Source organism: Streptomyces mayteni (genome assembly GCF_054783955.1).
Genome location: NZ_BAAGPR010000142.1, coordinates 1 through 16,126 on the forward strand (window position 1 = coordinate 1; position 16,126 = coordinate 16,126).

Sequence of the window (16,126 nt, forward strand, 5' to 3'; positions counted from 1 at the left end):
CTCCGTCCTCTCCTCGCCCCCCGGGCCGCGCCCCCTCCACCGGCGCCGAGCCGCTGGAGCGGCTCGCCTCCTCGGCCCGCCGCCGCACCGGGCGGTGGCGTGAAGGGACGACCGCCCTGCCCGGCCTCGTGCAGCGCGAACCGGTTGGCCACGGTGGCCCGCCTGGCCAGGTTGCGGGCGGCCTGCTGCGCCATCTGCCCGCGCGCGGGCCCCGAGTTGCCGACGCTCGGCGGCATGATGCCGTTGTACAGGTTGGCCAGACCGCCGGCGGCCGCGCCGATGCCCGCGAGACCACCGGTGGTGGCCACCACGCCGGGACCGCCGCCGATGCCGGACAGCCGCGTCGCGTACTCGGTGACCTCACCGAACGGCTCCCCGGTGACCGGATCGATCCACCGGCCGGCCTGGGGGTCGAACTCCCTGCCGGTCGCCGGATCGACGAGATGCCCGGTGTTGGGGCTCTCCACCCAGCCCGCGAAGTCCCCTCGTTCGGGGCCCTGCACGCTGGCCCCCGGGTACTCCCCCGAGCCGATGACGCTGCCGTTGGGCGCCTGGTAGTCGGGCTGTGTGACGGCACCGCCGACGGGACCACCGCCGGCCACGCCACCACCGCCCGCGAAGCCGCCACCACCGGCCACGGCACCGCCGCCACCCACGACGCCACCACCGCCGCCGCCTCCGCCACCACCGGCGGCGGCCGCGGAGAAGGTGTTGTCACCGGCGCCGCCCTCGGGCGCCGGCGGCGGCTCCGCCCCGATGACCCGGGCGAACTCGTCGCCCAGCGCATCCAGTTCGGCCTCGGCCTGCTGCCGCAGCATCTCCCGCCGATCGTTCGCGACCTCGTTGGTACGGAGCACGCCCATACCGACGTCGATCGCCTCGATCCGCTGCTCCTCCCAGGTGTTGACCTCGGAGTACTCGACATCCAGCTCGACGGCGCGTTCCGTCGCCTGCGCCGAGCGCTCACCGGCCCGCGACAACTGGTCGGCGATCTGCTGGGCCACGGCCCCCGCGCCCTCGGCCCAACCGCTGACGGCGTTCATCCGGTCGGCGAGCTCGAGCAGGCCGAGCCCCTCCTGGGACTCGGTCTCGCTCGCGGAGCCGGACAGCGCGCCGCTCTCCGCGCCGGCCGCCCTGGCCAACGCCATCCAGGCACCCGCCGCCGCCCGCATGTGGAAGTAGCGGGCGCTCATAATGTCGTTGATCGACTTGTAGAACGCTTGCTCGTTACCGGCCACGGCCGATCACCTGCCCGGGATGATCAGGGTGGACCGCCGGTACTCGCGCGGCCTCGTCGGGTGGTTCTCCTCCATGCGGTCGTCGAAGCTGCTGACGTCCTTGAGCTGAACCTTCCCCAGCTCGACCTCGGCGGCCTCGTCGGTGTCCTCACCGATGCCGGCCGCCTCGGCGGCGCTGAGCCGGATGTCGTCCACGGTGCGCCCGCTGCGCTGCAACTCCCTGAGCATGGCGCGGGCCGCGGTCTCCAGCGCCGCGGACGCCTTGGCCGCGTTCGGCACGTCGCCGAACATCGTGACGTCGGAGGCGATCTGCGCGAAGCTGGTCCGCATCGCCAGAAGTCCGTCGCGGTCCGAGGCACCTCTCTCGGCGCCGTTGAGGGCGCCGATGTTCAACGTGGTCATGTGCCCAACTCCCCGTGAATGGGCGCCGTCAGGCCCCGCCCCGTGCCGCACGCAGCATGGCCCGCTTGCCTTCGTCGAAGGTGTTGCCGACATTGCGCGTGGCGGCGTTCTGGGCGATGACGCTGTCGTCGAACCCGGTGGCTTCGCGCCGGAACTGCTGGTTACGCTCCTCCAGGACCGCGCCGATCTGGGCGTCGACCAGATCTTGCGCTATCAGGCCGAGGAGCTGGTTGCGCACGTCGTCCCAGATGGCGATGTACCGCTCCTGCTGGGATGTGGTCTGGGTCTGGATCGCTTCCATCTGCTCGGGACGGTAATGGATCAGATCGTCGTTCGGCATGACAACTCCTTCTACTCTCTCGCTGGGTACTCGTGTGCCGGCTGACGATCAGATCGCCTGAGAAATCCGCGGGTCGTAGACGGTGACCTGGTTGAGGGTCGACTCCGCGTCGGCGTCGGTCTCACGACCGGTGGTCGCGGTCAGGCCGAGGTCCTGGGAGAGGCCGTTGAGCGCTTCGGCCAGCGCCTGGCCTGCCCGGCCGAGCCCCTCGTAGGTCTCGATACCACGCGCGGTACCCCCGCCGCGGTAGGCGGTGCCGAAGGTGGCCGCGTGTCCACCGAGGCCGCCGGCCACCTCGTCCATGTCGGTGCGGGCCTCGTCGAGGATCCGCATGACGCGATCGACCTCTGCGGGCGACAGCTTGACTTCTGGCTCCATCGTTCCCTCACTTTCGCACTCTGCTGGTCGGGCAGCGATGCCGTGATTCGTGAAGGCACACGCCCCCGCATGCCTCGCCCATGATCCGACAGGGTCGGTGTGGGCACATCAAAGATCTCGTATCAGTTGTGTAGCAAACAGCCGAACGCCACGGGCTGACATCCCAAGTCAGGGTGGTGGCCGCCCGGTTGCGTGATGTGTTGGCCGTAACACACCACCCGCGCGCATACGGTAGCGCCTGCGATCGGCACGCTACCTCAGAGGAACCTCAAGGCTCAGCAAAACCTCAACTACCCAGCGCGAGCGGGTTGCAACCGCACATGGAGTCAGCCGCCGAACGCGCCACCGCGCACGGCCGCGACGAACGACGACCAGCCGCCAACGGCGAAGGCGAGCACGGGGCCGTGAGCGTCCTTGCTGTCCCGCACGGGGACAACGGAGGCGACGCCATCAGCGACTTCGAGGCACGCGCCTCCGTCCGAGTTGCTATGAGAACTCTTGCGCCATGTGCCGGCGCTCAGGTCGAGGGATCGCATGGCACTTCCTCCAACATGCCCAGGATGAACTTCCGCGACTCGACCGGGGGAAGGGCCAGGTCGCGTACCGCATCGTATGCACGTTGCAGTCGATCAACTGGGCCGTGTTCCTCGACGAGTTCGCCCCGGTGGGCGTTCTCGGTGTACGCAACGGTACGCCCGCCCAGCATGCGCAGGAACCAGACGTCGGTGCCGTCCAGTCCGTACAGCCCAGCCTCGAACGGCAGGACGTGAATCGTCACGTTTCGCCGCTCACACATCTCCGCCAGGTGCTCCAACTGTGGCCGCCACTCCCCCGCAGTGCGTAGCCGCGTCCGTAGCACTGCCTCCGACAGGATCGTCCGGAACGGCGGTGCGTCATCGCCCTCGAGAAGATCGCGTCGACTCATCCGTGCCTCAACTTGCTGTTCCAGCTCCTGCCCCCTGAGCCCACCCGACACCAGCAACTCCCTCGCGTATTCCGGCGTCTGAAGCAACCCGGGCAGCACGCTCACCGCGAAGTGCGAGATGCCGGTCGCCTCCGCCTCCAGCGCCATGTAGCGCTGGTACTGCTCGCGGAACTGAGACTTGTCGCTCACCGCCAGCTCCCACAGGGCCAGCAACAACCCCGGTGTCCCGTAGTACACGTCGAGCGCCTGGACGACCTCCGGGCCGCCGAGCGTCTCGCCCTTCTCCATCTTGCCGAACAACGACCAGTCCCAGCCCAGCCGTTCGCCCAGCCGCCGCAGGCTGTCGCCGCGCTCGGCCCGCAGCCGGCGCAGCTCCTCAGCGAAGCGTGCGCGTGGCTCTCGACTCCGGCCGGTGATCACTCGTCTCATCGGCATGAGCGCCTCCCGTGGAACGTGTGGAACGTGCCCCGCCCGCCCGGGAAGCCCGGCCCGCTCTCCGGCGTGCCCACCCCACCGCGGACGCATTCTCGTAATGGCTCCGTCGCGCACGGTACTTCGATCATGTCGCCGGAGCCGGGAATCCGCGTGAGTGGCACCCGAAGGAGTGAGCGAATCATGACGGTCGGGGACGAACCTGCCGTGGGCGCGACCGTGTACGACACGTCGCGTGACCGGGTCGGCGTCGTCATGGGGCACGTCGGCCCCTGCTACCAGCTCCGCCCGCTGGGCGGCGGACGCGAGTGGGACGCCGCCCCGGGCGACATCCGCGCCATAAGCCCGGCGGAGGTGCTCCACGCCCGCCTCGCGGTGGTGAACGCGCGGAGCAGCAACCCGACCCGCTGAGCGAGGCGGCTATCTCACGCGTAGGGGTTGATCGAGAACTCCGGTTCGTCACTGGGGAAGTCCTCGGGGAAGCAGCGGACGCGCAGCGCTCCCGTCAACAGGTCCAGGATGATCCTGGTCGAGCTTCCCTCCAGCAGAGCGAAGTCCAGCTGGCCGGTCTCGATGATCAGGGTCGGCCAGGCACCGGGATCGCCGACCGGGACCCAGAGGAGGGCGTCGCCGTTGTCGGTGCCACCCCACTGCACGAGTTCGTCAGGGCCGAGGCCGTACACGCGCAACGCCTCGCGGATCTCGGCGATCCTCATTCCCCGCAGGATGGCCCGCATGGAGTCGGTGGCCGCGACGATGTCCTGGTGCGGGTTCTCGGCGCCGAGCCCGTAGATCCACAGGAACTCGTCGAAGCAGCCGACTCCGTAGGTGTCGACGAGGGCCCGGTGGCTTTCCGGGATGGTGGGACGCACCGTCTGTTCCCCGGAGAGGACGGGACGAACGGGTGTGGCCGGCGGCGGGCAGAGCGTGGTGAGATCGGGGAGATCTCCGGTCGACAGGTCCGCCATCGATAGTGCCCTCTCATATGTTGGGGATTCTTTCGCGGAACGACCAGCCGAAGTCGTCGACCGCCTCGATGAGGATATGACTCGGAATGTCCGCGGTCGCACTCGCGTACTCGGGGGTCACGCTCATGATGACCGTGTTGCCGGTGTTCCGCACGTGGTCGGCGATCTGGTTCTCCGCGACGGTGATGAACTGGTTGTTCTGCGTCTGGCTCTGGGTGACCAGGTTGCGCATGTCACGGCCGTCCCCTCCGAACTGCCTGCCGATCAGGTGCCCGCGGCTGTGGCCCGCCACGTCGCCGCCGAAGCCCGGTGGCGCGTAGCGGCGGCCGCGACCCGCGGGGGATCCGATGAGGTTGTTGGCCGCGTCCTGCAGCACCTGCGGCGTCACCTCGGCGTAGGCGGCGCCGCGCTGCCCGTTGGGACCGATCTCGCTGTAGTAGGGCGAGAGGCCGAGCGGGTCCATCGTGGTGTGCGGGTTGTGGACGTACGTGGCCGGGTTGGGGGCCGGGGCGAGGCCGAGGGGGTCCGGGGAGAGGTAGCGCGCGGTCTCGGGGTCGTAGTGACGGAAGTAGTTGTAGTGCAGGCCGGTCTCGGGGTCGAAGTACTGGCCCGGGAAACGCAGCGGGGTGTAGGCGGCGGAGTCCGCGTTCCAGGCCGTGTGGCCCCACAGGGTGGAGCGCGTGCGCCAGGCGATCTCCCCGAACTCGTCGACGAGTTCCGTCGGGGTGCCGACGAGGTCGGTGACGATGGCGAAGAAGCGCGAGTCGACGTCCGCCTGCGGGGCGTCGCGGGTGATGACGCGTTCCGTCTGGGTGATCGGGCGGATCCCGTCGTGCTCCCAGGTCAGCGTCACGGCATGGGCGCTGGATGGCGAGTGTGTGGTCTGCTCGCAGAGCGTGACGCCGTCCCAGGTGAAGTCGACCTGTTCCAGGACCGTGTGGCCGTCGGCGGCCAGCCGCTGCTTGGCGGTGCGTCGACCTAGGGGATCGTAGAGATAGCGCCACTGGGTGCTGTCCGGTGTGACCACCGCGGTCAGGCGGTCCTCGTCGTCCCAGGTGTAGTGCCAGACCGCGGGTTTGCGGGACGGGCGGGCCTGCCGGCGCACGGTGACCCTGCCCAACTGGTCATGCTCGTAGTGGGTGTTGCCGGCACGGGTGATGCGCGTCCCGACGTAGTCGCGTGCGCCGGTCGCCTCCGAATGGCCCGTGTGGTCGGCGGGCCAGGACGCGTCGGTCTGGTTTCCGGCCGCGTCGTAGGCGTAGCGCTCGGACCAGTTGTGTCCGTCGACGGCCGTGACCCGGTTGGCCTGGTCGAGCACGAAGCGACGGCTGCCGGACAGTTGGTCGTCGATCCCGACGAGGACGCCGTCCTCGGCATAGGAGTAGGAGCGGTGCTGCACCCGGCGCCCGTCGCTCGCCGACACCGACTGCTCGATGAGGCGACCGAGTTCGTCGAGGCCGTGGGTCAGCGTGGCACCCTGGCCGAAGCGACGCGTCGTCTCCCGGCCGGACCAGTCGTGAGCGAAGCGCACCGTACGCCCTGAGGTGTCGAGACGGGTACGGTTGCCGGCCGCGTCGTAGGTCCAGGCCGTGGTCGCGCCGCTGGGGGTGGTGCGGCCGACGCGGCGGCCCAGTTCGTCGTGGACGTATCGGAGGGTGCGGCCGTTCACGGTCTCGGACCGCAGCGACCCGTTAGCGTCCCGTTCCAGGGAGAGAGTGGTGCCCGGGGCCGCCGCCTCGGTCAGGCGGCCGTTGGCGTCGTAGGTGAACGTGGTGAGCTGGCCCGCGCTGTCCTTGCGCTTCATGCGGCCCATGGAGTCGTATGCGAAGTGGGTTGTACGGCCGAGGGCGTTGGTGCGAGCCGCCAGGCGGCCGGTGGCATCGTGGGCGTAGTGCAGGGTGCGGTCGTCGAAGTCGGTCTCCGAAACGAGACGGCCGGCCGCGTCGTAGGTGTAGGTCCAGGTCAGTCCCTGGGGATCGGTGACCTGGGTGAGACGCAGGCTCGCATCGTGCGTGAACGTGTAGCGCACACCGTCGGGCCCGATGCGGGCGGTCGGCACGTCGAAGTGGGTGTACTCGAAACGGGACACCTGGCCGGTTGGCGTGGTGTGGCTCGTGCAGTTCCCCTCACCGTCGTACGTCCAGCTCTCCACGGCGCCGTCCGCCGTGGCCCGGCGCAGCAGACGGCCTTCGGTCGACCAGGTCAGGCGGGTGGTGTTCCCCTCGGCGTCGGTGAAGGCGACGATGCGGCCGAAGGCGTCGTGCCGCCATGCCTGGGTGGGGGCCGTCTTGGAGAGCCGTCCCTCACCGGTGGGGGACGGTGTGGTCGCGAGTGTGGGGAGCCCCGCGTCGTTGCAGCGCACCGTCCGGCGGTTCGCCAGCGCGTCAAACACCTCCGTGACACGCCCGGTTCCGTCGTAGGCGTACCGGGTGGTCGCGCCGGCGGGTTCGCTGACGGCGACGCAGTTCCCGCGCTCGTCGTAGGCACGTCGTGTGGTGCCTCCGTCGGGGAGGGTGACTGCGGACAGACGGCCCAGGTCGTCATAGGCGAAGCGGGTCTCCGTCCCGTCCGGGTACGTGATGACGGAGGGCATGCCGGTGGGATCGGTGACGAAACGCGTGGTGTGGCCGAGCGGATCGGTCTGGGCCACGGGATGGTGGTTGGCGTCGTACTCGGTGCGGGTGGTGTGGCCGAGCGGATCGATCTCCGCGATGACCTGGTGTTTCTCGTTCGTCACGAACCGGGTGACGGCGCCCTCGGCGGTGGTCAGGACAGTGACGGACGCGTCAGGCCACTCAGCGTCGGTGCGGTCGTAGGCGATGGCGACGGTGATGTGGCCCGCCTCGCCTCCTTCGGCGACGCAGCGGTCCTGTTCGTCGTAGGTGTAGTCGTAGCGTCGGTCGTTCCGGTCGGTCCAGGAGGTGACGCGCAGTCGCTCGTCGTAGGTGAAGCGCAGGGAGAGGCCGGAGGAGTCGATGTCCTCGGTCAGGTTGCCTTCGGAGTAACCGAAGCGTTTGATCACCGCGTCGGAGCCGTCGTCGGCGGCGTTCGCCAGGGCGAGGGTGGTGACCCGGCCGAGGTGGGTGGTGAGGGTGAGGTGGTAGCCGCCGGAGTGGCGGATCGCGGTGGGGGAGCCCTCGGGGTCGTAGTCGATGTCGACGCGGTTGCCGTTGCGGTCGGATATGCCGAGGAGGCGGCACTCGCCGCGGTCGTCGGGGTGGCGGAAGTGGCGGCTGTGGCCGGTGATCGGTTCGGTGAGCGTGTAGCCGCCGTCCGGCGAGCGCGTGAGGGGCCAGCGGGGGCCGACGCCCGGCAGGATGGAACCGGCGGTCTCGTCCAGGTGGGGGTAGGCGAGGATCATGCCGTCCTCGGCGACGAACACCACGCCCTCGTCGTCCACTTCGAGGCGCTGGTCGAGGGTGGAGGACCACGAGGGGCCGAACCACCGCCCGGTCCGGTAGCCGGACTGGAGGCGGCGGGTGAACGCGAACGCCAGCGTGCCGGGCAGCGTCAGGTCGGTCTGCGGCAGGTACATGTGGCCGGTGGCCATGTCCACCGGGTCGGTGCCGCCACTGCGGATGAGGTTCCGACCCCGGGCGTAGGCGGACTGCATGCCGTCCGCGATCATCGTCCGCCCCCGGGTGGCCAGGCCCCGCAGTCCCTGCCCCATGCCGCGCAGGCCCATGGTGCCGAGGGAGCGCATGCCGCGGGCGAGGCCGCCGAGGGTGGTGAGCCCCTTCATGCCCGGGATGCAGTCCAAAGCCGCGAAGGCGACGTCCCACAGGGACGCCCGGCCGTTGGCGTAGTCGTAGAGGGTGTCGGCCAACACCACCAGGGCGGCGGCGAGGACGACCCAGGCCAGCGGGCCGCCGATGATCATCACCACGATGCCGAGCACCGCGACGACGACCTTGCATATCTCGACGATGGTGTCCCAGTTCTCGGACACCCAGTGGATCGCGTCCTCCCACCAACGCCGGTTCTGGATACCCGCGTCGGACGCCTCGTCGATCCCGTCGGCACAGGTGCGGGCCGCGTCCTCCCGCATCTCCTTCGCCTGCCGGGCCAACTCCCGCGCCGCCGACAGCGCCTCCTCGGCCGCGTCCACCCGGCCCTGGGCATCCGAGGCAGCGCCCTCAGCGGCGTTCGCGTCACGCGTCGCCGCCCTGACCTCCGCCTCGGACGGCGGCTCCACGTTCTCCCGCTCGCCCTCACGCTCCAGACGGTCGGCCTCGTCACCGGCCCGCGACACCCAGTCCTGCGCGTCACTCAACGCGCCCTGCGCCGACGACAGGTCGGCCTGCGCGGCGATCGCCCGGTCCAACGCCCGGTCGGCCATGCCCTGCGCGTTCTCCAGCGTCGGCCAGTACGACTGCAACGCCTGCGCGGCCAGGTCGTAGGAGGTCTGGAGCTTCTCCAGATTGCCCGGCACTCCGTCGAACTCCGACCGGAACGCCTCAGCCGACAACCCCGCCCAGTCCATCACCGCCCGGTCCTCGGACATGCCACGGACCTGGCCCAGCGCCTCGCCCACGTCATCCGCGAACGACTGGAGCTGGTCGGCCAGCGTCCGCACCTCCTCGGGATTCCCCGGAGTCGGATCCGAGTCCATGTCGACCGGACTCCAGTCAGACGACCGCCCCATCCCCCACACCCCCGTGCACAACGACGATCAGAAACCGCGATCCGCTCACGCTAGGGACGGTCGACGCGTCGCGCCATGGCGGATCTGTCACAGGTCATCGCCAGTTCAACCGGCGCGGCGCCCCTCGGCAGGGGCACGGGGCAGGGCTCAGCGCCGCGTCTTCGCCGCCGGTTCGAGGATGGCCACGCACTCCAGGTGGTGGGTCATCGGGAACAGGTCGAAGGCCCGGATGAAGCGGGGGAGGTAGCCGGCGTCGCGGAAGTGGGCGAGGTCGCGGGCGAGGGCGGCCGGGTCGCAGGCGACGTAGGCGATGCGGCGGGCGCCGAGGGGGGCGATGTGCCGGACGACGTCGCGGCCGGCGCCGGCGCGGGGTGGGTCGAGGACGATCAGGTCGGCCTCGGTGATCCCGGTGCGCGGCAACACCCGCTCCACCGTGCCGTGTTCGATCCGGACCCGGGGGAAGTCGGCCAGGTTGTGGCGGGCGTCCTCGACGGCGCGCTTGGACGCCTCGATGCCGAGGACGGCGCCCCGCTCGCCCATCCGGTCGGCCAGCGCGCCGGCGAAGAGGCCAGCGCCGCAGTAGAGGTCGATGGCGGTCTCGCCGCGGCGCGGGGTGAGGCCGCGCATCACCGCGTCCACCAGCACCCCGGCCGCCTGGTGGTGCACCTGCCAGAAGCCGCCGCCGCCGACCCGCCAGGTGCGGTCGTCGGCCCGCTCCCGGACGAAGGCCCGGCCGTGCACCCGGTGCAGCGCCTGCGGGCCGCGCCCGCGCTCCTCCTCGGCGCGCATTACGGAGACCGGCCGGTCCAGCTCCACCAGCGGCAGCCGGCCGCCGGGGCGCGGCGTGAGCACCACCATGCGGTCGTTCGAGCCGGTGGCGGCGACGGCCTCCACGGTCGCCATGTCCGGCCAACTGCGGGCCTCGACGCCCAGTTCGGTGACGGCCTCGGCGGCGATCAGGCAGCGGTCGATCGGCTCCACCTCGTGCGAGCGGTGCCGGCGCAGCCCGGCCCGGCCCTCGTCGTCGATCGCGTACTGGACCCGGGTGCGCCAGGCGGGCACCTCGCCGGGCTCCACCTTGTCGCCGGGGGCCGGCTCGACGGTGCCGTCCCAGCCGGCCTCCTCCGGGGTCAGCCCGGCGAGCTTGGCCAACTGCTCGGCCAGCACCTCGCCCTTGAGCCGACGCTGGGCGCCCGGCTTGACGTGCTGCCAGTCGCAGCCGCCGCACCGCCCGGGGGCGGCGTAGGGGCAGGGCGCGGGCACCCGGTCCTTGGCGGGCTCCAGGATCTCGACGGCGTCGGCGCGTAGGAAACGGGAGTCCTCGCGGCCCTCGGTGACCCGGGCGACGACGCGCTCGCCAGGCAGCGTGTGCCGGACGAAGAGGACCCGCCCCTCGGCGGTGCGGGCCACGCAGTGGCCGCCGTGCGCCACCGGGCCGACCTCGACCTCGTACTCCTGGCCGGCGAGCGACGCCGCGGTGGGCGTCGTGGGGGACGAGTCCGTGCTGGCCATGGGGGGGTCGGGCTCCTGTGGGTGGAAGGGGAGGCGGACGCGGGTCCTGTCCTGTCGATCTTGTCGGATCAGCCCGCGGCGTCAGATGCGGTCAATCGCAAGGCGCCGGATCGCAGCTCATACGTGGCCGTATTCGCGCGATTCGGTAACGCGGCGAGTGGCCGTAGCTGGCGTCGCGGGCCCGGCAAGATCGGCAGGACAGGGCCCAGTCTACGGCCGGCGTCGATGCTCCTCGGAACCGCCGCCGTCCCGGTGGGACCGGTGCGGCCAGTGCGGGACGTGCGGGAGATGCGGGAGGTGCGGTCGGTGGAAGCCCCGCCGCACGTGGCCCGGCGGGTGGAAGGGGGCGCGGCGCTTCAGCCGTGCCCTGGCCGCCTCGGCCGAGCTGAGCTGCCACGGCACCGAGGTGACCGTCACGCCCGGCGTCAGCAGCAGCCGGCCCTTGAGCCGCAGCGCGCTCTGGTTGTGCAGCAGCGCCTCGTACCAGCGGCCCACCACGTACTCGGGGATGATCACGCTCACCACGTCGTTCGGGTGCCGGTGGCGCAGCTCCTTCACGAAGCCGACGAAGGGGTGGGTGATCTCCCGGTAGGGGGCCTCCAGCACCTTGAGCGGCACGTCGAGGTCCCAGCGCCGCCACTCGGCCCTGAGGGCGTCGGCCTCCTCGGGGTCGACGGCGATGGTGACCGCCACCAGGCTGTCGGCGCGCAGCAGCTTGGCGTAGGAGAGGGCGCGCAGCGTCGGCTTGTGGATCTTGGAGACGAGGACGACCGCGTGCACCTGGGAGGCGCGCACGTCGGGGCGCTTCTCCGACGGGTCGAGGGCGAGTTCGTCCGCGACCCGGTCGTAGTGCCGGCGGATGGCGTTCATCAGGGAATAGAAGAGCGCCATGCCAACCAGCGACACCCAGGCGCCCTGGGTGAACTTGGTCAGCACCACGATGGCGAGCACCAGCGCGCAGAGGCCGGCGCCGAAGCCGTTGAGCGCCCTGGCCCTGGCCATCCGGCGGCGCGCCCGGCGGTCGGTCTCGGTGGCGAGCAGCCGGTTCCAGTGCCGGACCATGCCGCTCTGGCTGCCGGTGAAGGAGACGAAGACGCCGACGATGTAGAGCTGGATCAGCTGGTTGACGTTGGCGTTGAAGACGGCGACGAGCAGCGCGGCGAGCAGGGTGAGGAAGGCGATGCCGTTGCTGAAGGCGAGCCGGTCGCCGCGGGTGTGGAGTTGGCGGGGCAGGTAGCGGTCCTGGGCGAGGATCGCGCCGAGCACCGGGAAGCCGTTGTAGGCGGTGTTGGCGGCCAGGAAGAGGACCAGGGCGGTGGCGGCGGCCAGCACGAAGAACAGGAAGGAGCCGCTGCCGAAGACGGCGGCCCCGACCTGGGCGATGACCGGCTCCTGGTGGTAGCCGTCGCCGGCCGGGCGGCCGTCGATCAGCAGGTCGCGGGCCGGGTTCTCGGCCATGTGCACGTCGGTGTGCAGGGCGAGGGCCATCACCCCGAGGAACATGGTGGTGGCCAGCGTGCCCATGATGAGCAGCGTGGTGGCCGCGTTGCGCTCCTTGGGCTCCCGGAAGGCCGGCACCCCGTTGCTGATGGCCTCGACGCCGGTGAGCGCCGCGCAGCCCGAGGAGAAGGCGCGGAGCAGCAGGAAGCCCATGGCGAAGGCCGAGAGGCCGGTCTGCTCGGGCACGATCTCGAAGTGGGCGGTGGGGGCGCGCATGTGGTCGTCGAGCACCAGCCAGCGGAACCCGCCCCACGCCACGGTGCCGAGCACGGCGACGACGAAGGCGTAGGTGGGGATGGCGAACAGGGTGCCGGACTCCTTGACGCCGCGCAGGTTGAGCAGCATCAGCAGGACGATCACCACGAACGCGGCGAGCACGGCGTGGTCCTTGACGACGCTGATCGCGGAGCCCAGGTTGTCGATGCCGGCCGAGACGGAGACGGCGACGGTCAGCACGTAGTCGACGAGCAGCGCGCTGCCGACCGTGAGCCCGGCCCGGCGGCCGAAGTTGCCTGACACCACCGCGTAGGCGCCGCCGCCCCCCGGATAGGCGTGCACGGTCTGCCGGTAGGACGCCACCACGGTGATCATCAGCACCACGATGGCGAGGGTGATCCAGCCGCTGTGGTGGTAGGCGGAGAGGCCGGCGATGGAGAGGATCAGCAGGACCTCGCCCGGCGCGTAGGCCACGGACGAGAGGGGGTCGGAGGCGAAGACCGGGAGGGCGATGCGCTTGGGCAACAGGGTCTCGCGCAGGGTGTCGCTGCGCAGCGCGCGGCCCAACAGGACGCGCTTGGTGACCGCCATGCGGCCACGTTACGCCCGGTGGCCCCCTGAAACGGACAGCCGCCCGGAGGCCCGGTAGCGTGGTGCGCTGCGAAGCCCCTGTAGGACGCGAAGACCTGTACGACGCGATGTCCCTGCCCGACCGGCAGGACGCTCGACCTAGGCACGGAGACCGATGCACATCGTGATCATGGGATGCGGGCGGGTCGGCGCCGCCCTCGCCCAGACCCTGGAGGAACGGGGGCACTCGGTCGCCGTCATCGACCGGGACCCCACGGCCTTCCGCCGTCTCGGCTCACGGTTCGCCGGCCGTCGCGTCACCGGGCTCGGCTTCGACCGCGGCACGCTCACCGAGGCGGGCGTGCAGGACGCCGGGGCCTTCGCGGCGGTCAGCAGCGGCGACAACTCCAACATCATCGCGGCCCGGGTGGCGCGCGAGGTCTTCGGCGTGGAGAACGTCACGGCCCGCATCTACGACCCGCGCCGGGCCGAGGTGTACGAGCGGTTCGGGATCCCGACCGTGGCGACCGTGCGCTGGACCGCGGACCAGATGCTGCGGCGGCTGCTGCCGTCCGGCGCCGAACCGCTGTGGCGGGACCCGTCGGGCGGGGTGCAGCTCTCCGAGGTGCACGTGGCGCTGAGCTGGGTCGGCCGCCGGGTCAGCGAGTTCCAGGAGCACACGGGCGTCCGGGTCGCGTTCCTGACCCGGCTGGGCGAGGCGATGCTGCCGACCGCGAGCACGGTCCTCCAGGAGGGTGATCTGGTGCACGTGATGATGTACGGCGACCGGGTGGCCGAGGTCGAGGCCGCCTGCCTGCGGGGACCTGAGGAGCCGGCATGAGAGTCGTGATCGCCGGGGCCGGCGCGGTGGGCCGGTCGGTGGCCAGGGAGCTGCTGGAGAACGGCCACGAGGTGCTGTTGATCGACAAGTCGCCGGAGGCGGTCTCCGTGGTGCGGGTGCCGGAGGCCGAGTGGCTGCTGGCGGACGCCTGCGAGATCACGACGCTCGACGAGGCGGCGCTGGAACGTTGCCAGGTGGTGATCGCGGCGAGCGGCGACGACAAGGTCAACCTGGTGGTGTCGCTGCTCGCGAAGACCGAGTACGGGGTGCCGCGGGTGGTGGCCAGGGTCAACCACCCCAACAACGAGTGGCTGTTCAACGACTCCTGGGGCGTCGACGTCGCCGTCTCCACGCCGCGGCTGATGTCCGCGCTGGTGGAGGAGGCGGTGAGCGTCGGCGACCTGGTGCGGCTGATGCGGTTCAGTCAGGGTGACGCCAACCTGATGGAACTGACGCTGCCGGAGGGCGCCGCGCTGGTCGGCACCCGGGTGGGCGAGGTGGCCTGGCCGCAGGACACGGCGCTGGTGACGATCATCCGCGGCTCGCGGGTGCTGATCCCCGACCCGGACGACGCGCTGGCGGCGGGCGACGAGCTGCTGTTCGTCGCGGCCGGGGCGCGCGAGCCCGAGCTGCGGACGTTGCTCTCGCCGCGTCCGGAACGCTGACGCGGGGCCGCACGGGGATTGCTTGTCAGGACATCCGCACCTCAGAATCTCCCGACATGAGGGAGTCTGACGGCGTGGATGGTGTGGACGGTGTGGACGGTGTGACGGAGCTCGGCGTGGGGGTCATCGGCGCCGGCTGGATGGGGCACGTGCACGCCAGGGCGTACGCCCGGCTGCCGCACCACTACCCGGAACTCGGCGTCCGCCCACGGCTGGTGGCGGTGGCCGACCCGGTGCCGGCGCAACTCGACGACTTCGCCGCCCGCTTCGCGCCGGCCCGCCGCTACGCGGACTGGCGCGAACTGCTGGCCGACCCCGAGGTGCGCGCGGTCAGCGTGACGGCGCCCAACGCGCTGCACCGGGAGATCGGCACGGCGGTGGCCGAGGCGGGGCGCGACCTGTGGATCGAGAAGCCGGTGGGCCTGACGGCCGCCGACGCCCGCGCCGTCGCCGAGGCCGTCGACCGGGCCGGGGTACGGGCGGCCGTCGGCTTCAACTACCGCACGTTCCCCGCCGTGGCCCGGGCCCGCGCGCTGCTCGCCGAGGGCGCCATCGGCACCCCGACGCACGCCGACTGCCGGCTCCGCACCGACTACGCGGCACATCCCCTGGCCGCACTCAGCTGGCGCTTCACCCACCGACTCGGCGGCAGCGGGGTGCTGGGCGACCTGGCCTCGCACGGCGTCGACCTGGTGCGGTTCCTGCTCGGCGACCTGGCGGCCGTGGTCGCCGAGACCGCCGTCTTCACCCCGCGACGGCCGTTGCCTGGCGCGCCCGGTGCCGGCCACTACGAGGTAGCGGCGGCGGACGCCGAGACGGGCCGGGTCGAGAACGACGACTACGTCTGCGCGCTACTCCGCACCGCGGGCGGCGTCCCGGTCACCTTCGAGGCGAGCCGGGCGGCGGTGGGCGAGCAGAACGCCTACGGCTTCTCGGTGCACGGCACGAAGGGGCTGCTCGCCTGGGACTTCCGCCGGCCCGGCGAACTGGCGGTGAGCATCGGCGACTCCTACCTCAACCAGTCGGTCGCCCGGTGGACGGCCGCGCCGGGCGACGGCGACTACGAGCGGTTCCACCCGGGCGCGGGCAACGCGATGAGCTACGACGACTCGAAGGTGGCCGAAGCGGCGGACTTCCTCTCCCCGGACCGCCGCGCGGCGACGATGGGCGATGCGGTGGCGGCGGCGGCCGCGGTCGAGGCGTTGGCCGCGTCGGCGGAGGGGGGTTCGTGGGTGGCGCTGTAGCCGGGCTTCTCCCACCCACCCCCAGCTAGCGCTGGGAGGTGCCCCCACGAGCCCTTTCGTCCGCGCTCCGCGCGGGAGGGAGCGGCGCTTCGCGCCGGGGATTTGCCCCCACCCACCCGCCCTTTTCCGCGCTTCGCGCGGGGTGGGCCCTGGCGGGCGGCCCTGGCGAGGGCTTCGCCGCCGGGCGTGGGTGGGTGCCCCGCGCTTCGCGCGGGGTTTTCCCCCCCCCCCCCCCCCCCCCCCCCCCCCC

13 protein-coding genes and 1 pseudogene are annotated in these 16,126 nt (G+C 71.5%); 4 read left to right on the plus strand and 10 right to left on the minus strand.

Translation table 11 applies throughout. The annotated features are described in order from the left end of the window. The 6 genes and pseudogenes from ACYVPE_RS35765 to ACYVPE_RS35790 form a co-directional block, all read right to left on the minus strand. Nucleotides 1-1,238 (minus strand): annotated as a pseudogene (locus ACYVPE_RS35765) (hypothetical protein); the annotation flags it as partial. A 6-nt stretch (nucleotides 1,239-1,244) separates the two neighbouring features. Then, nucleotides 1,245-1,640, minus strand: coding sequence for a hypothetical protein (locus tag ACYVPE_RS35770; protein WP_461037984.1), 396 nt, complete (start codon nucleotides 1,638-1,640; stop codon nucleotides 1,245-1,247). 28 nt (nucleotides 1,641-1,668) lie between these two features. Next, on the minus strand, nucleotides 1,669-1,980 hold the full coding sequence (locus ACYVPE_RS35775) for a hypothetical protein (RefSeq protein WP_461037985.1): 312 nt from the start codon (nucleotides 1,978-1,980) through the stop codon (nucleotides 1,669-1,671). A gap of 48 nt (nucleotides 1,981-2,028) precedes the next feature. After that, nucleotides 2,029-2,358 carry a hypothetical protein gene (locus tag ACYVPE_RS35780; RefSeq protein ID WP_461037986.1) on the minus strand — a complete coding sequence of 110 codons (330 nt, stop codon included), beginning with the start codon at nucleotides 2,356-2,358 and terminating at the stop codon, nucleotides 2,029-2,031. A 326-nt stretch (nucleotides 2,359-2,684) separates the two neighbouring features. Next, nucleotides 2,685-2,894 (minus strand): DUF397 domain-containing protein, encoded by a 210-nt coding sequence (locus tag ACYVPE_RS35785; RefSeq protein ID WP_461037987.1) that lies wholly within the window; start codon nucleotides 2,892-2,894, stop codon nucleotides 2,685-2,687. Continuing rightward, nucleotides 2,876-3,718, minus strand: a complete 843-nt coding sequence (locus ACYVPE_RS35790; protein ID WP_461037988.1) for a helix-turn-helix domain-containing protein — start codon at nucleotides 3,716-3,718, stop codon at nucleotides 2,876-2,878. Before ACYVPE_RS35790 ends, ACYVPE_RS35785 begins: the two co-directional genes overlap by 19 nt. A gap of 180 nt (nucleotides 3,719-3,898) precedes the next feature. On the opposite strand from ACYVPE_RS35790, the gene ACYVPE_RS35795 reads away from it, so the two are divergent. Further along, nucleotides 3,899-4,126, plus strand: coding sequence for a hypothetical protein (locus tag ACYVPE_RS35795; RefSeq protein ID WP_461037989.1), 228 nt, complete (start codon nucleotides 3,899-3,901; stop codon nucleotides 4,124-4,126). Between the two features lie 14 nt (nucleotides 4,127-4,140). Here the strand turns inward: ACYVPE_RS35795 and ACYVPE_RS35800 are convergent, their stop codons facing one another. The 4 genes from ACYVPE_RS35800 to ACYVPE_RS35815 form a co-directional block, all read right to left on the minus strand. Then, on the minus strand, nucleotides 4,141-4,683 hold the full coding sequence (locus tag ACYVPE_RS35800; protein WP_461037990.1) for a hypothetical protein: 543 nt from the start codon (nucleotides 4,681-4,683) through the stop codon (nucleotides 4,141-4,143). Nucleotides 4,684-4,696: 13 nt separating this feature from the next. Further along, nucleotides 4,697-9,295: a DUF6531 domain-containing protein gene (locus ACYVPE_RS35805; RefSeq protein WP_461037991.1), complete on the minus strand. Its 4,599-nt coding sequence runs from the start codon at nucleotides 9,293-9,295 to the stop codon at nucleotides 4,697-4,699. A gap of 180 nt (nucleotides 9,296-9,475) precedes the next feature. Continuing rightward, the gene (locus ACYVPE_RS35810) at nucleotides 9,476-10,840 is read right to left on the minus strand and encodes a class I SAM-dependent RNA methyltransferase (protein WP_461037992.1); all 1,365 of its coding nucleotides are present in this window, start codon (nucleotides 10,838-10,840) and stop codon (nucleotides 9,476-9,478) included. Between the two features lie 210 nt (nucleotides 10,841-11,050). Continuing rightward, on the minus strand, nucleotides 11,051-13,147 hold the full coding sequence (locus ACYVPE_RS35815) for an APC family permease (RefSeq protein WP_461037993.1): 2,097 nt from the start codon (nucleotides 13,145-13,147) through the stop codon (nucleotides 11,051-11,053). Between the two features lie 154 nt (nucleotides 13,148-13,301). On the opposite strand from ACYVPE_RS35815, the gene ACYVPE_RS35820 reads away from it, so the two are divergent. Genes ACYVPE_RS35820 through ACYVPE_RS35830 form a run of 3 tightly spaced genes read left to right on the plus strand, consistent with a single transcriptional unit; the run spans nucleotide 13,302 to nucleotide 15,876 of the window. Next, on the plus strand, nucleotides 13,302-13,967 hold the full coding sequence (locus tag ACYVPE_RS35820; RefSeq protein WP_461037994.1) for a potassium channel family protein: 666 nt from the start codon (nucleotides 13,302-13,304) through the stop codon (nucleotides 13,965-13,967). After that, entirely contained in the window at nucleotides 13,964-14,632 is a 669-nt protein-coding gene (locus ACYVPE_RS35825; RefSeq protein ID WP_461037995.1) for a potassium channel family protein, read from the plus strand. The genes ACYVPE_RS35820 and ACYVPE_RS35825 overlap by 4 nt, the downstream gene beginning before the upstream one ends. Nucleotides 14,633-14,688: 56 nt before the next feature. Then, entirely contained in the window at nucleotides 14,689-15,876 is a 1,188-nt protein-coding gene (locus tag ACYVPE_RS35830) for a Gfo/Idh/MocA family protein (protein ID WP_461037996.1), read from the plus strand. Nucleotides 15,877-16,126: the final 250 nt, after the last annotated feature.

What these genes read in the sequence shown, in the direction of transcription:
- ACYVPE_RS35785 (WP_461037987.1), bottom strand. Translation starts at nt 2,894, where the DNA reads ATGCGATCCCTCGACCTGAGCGCCGGCACATGGCGCAAGAGTTCTCAT.
- ACYVPE_RS35810 (WP_461037992.1), bottom strand. Translation starts at nt 10,840, where the DNA reads ATGGCCAGCACGGACTCGTCCCCCACGACGCCCACCGCGGCGTCGCTC.
- ACYVPE_RS35775 (WP_461037985.1), bottom strand. Translation starts at nt 1,980, where the DNA reads ATGCCGAACGACGATCTGATCCATTACCGTCCCGAGCAGATGGAAGCG.
- ACYVPE_RS35800 (WP_461037990.1), bottom strand. Translation starts at nt 4,683, where the DNA reads ATGGCGGACCTGTCGACCGGAGATCTCCCCGATCTCACCACGCTCTGC.
- ACYVPE_RS35790 (WP_461037988.1), bottom strand. Translation starts at nt 3,718, where the DNA reads ATGCCGATGAGACGAGTGATCACCGGCCGGAGTCGAGAGCCACGCGCA.
- ACYVPE_RS35830 (WP_461037996.1), top strand. Translation starts at nt 14,689, where the DNA reads ATGAGGGAGTCTGACGGCGTGGATGGTGTGGACGGTGTGGACGGTGTG.
- ACYVPE_RS35815 (WP_461037993.1), bottom strand. Translation starts at nt 13,147, where the DNA reads ATGGCGGTCACCAAGCGCGTCCTGTTGGGCCGCGCGCTGCGCAGCGAC.
- ACYVPE_RS35780 (WP_461037986.1), bottom strand. Translation starts at nt 2,358, where the DNA reads ATGGAGCCAGAAGTCAAGCTGTCGCCCGCAGAGGTCGATCGCGTCATG.
- ACYVPE_RS35805 (WP_461037991.1), bottom strand. Translation starts at nt 9,295, where the DNA reads ATGGACTCGGATCCGACTCCGGGGAATCCCGAGGAGGTGCGGACGCTG.
- ACYVPE_RS35770 (WP_461037984.1), bottom strand. Translation starts at nt 1,640, where the DNA reads ATGACCACGTTGAACATCGGCGCCCTCAACGGCGCCGAGAGAGGTGCC.
- ACYVPE_RS35825 (WP_461037995.1), top strand. Translation starts at nt 13,964, where the DNA reads ATGAGAGTCGTGATCGCCGGGGCCGGCGCGGTGGGCCGGTCGGTGGCC.
- ACYVPE_RS35795 (WP_461037989.1), top strand. Translation starts at nt 3,899, where the DNA reads ATGACGGTCGGGGACGAACCTGCCGTGGGCGCGACCGTGTACGACACG.
- ACYVPE_RS35820 (WP_461037994.1), top strand. Translation starts at nt 13,302, where the DNA reads ATGCACATCGTGATCATGGGATGCGGGCGGGTCGGCGCCGCCCTCGCC.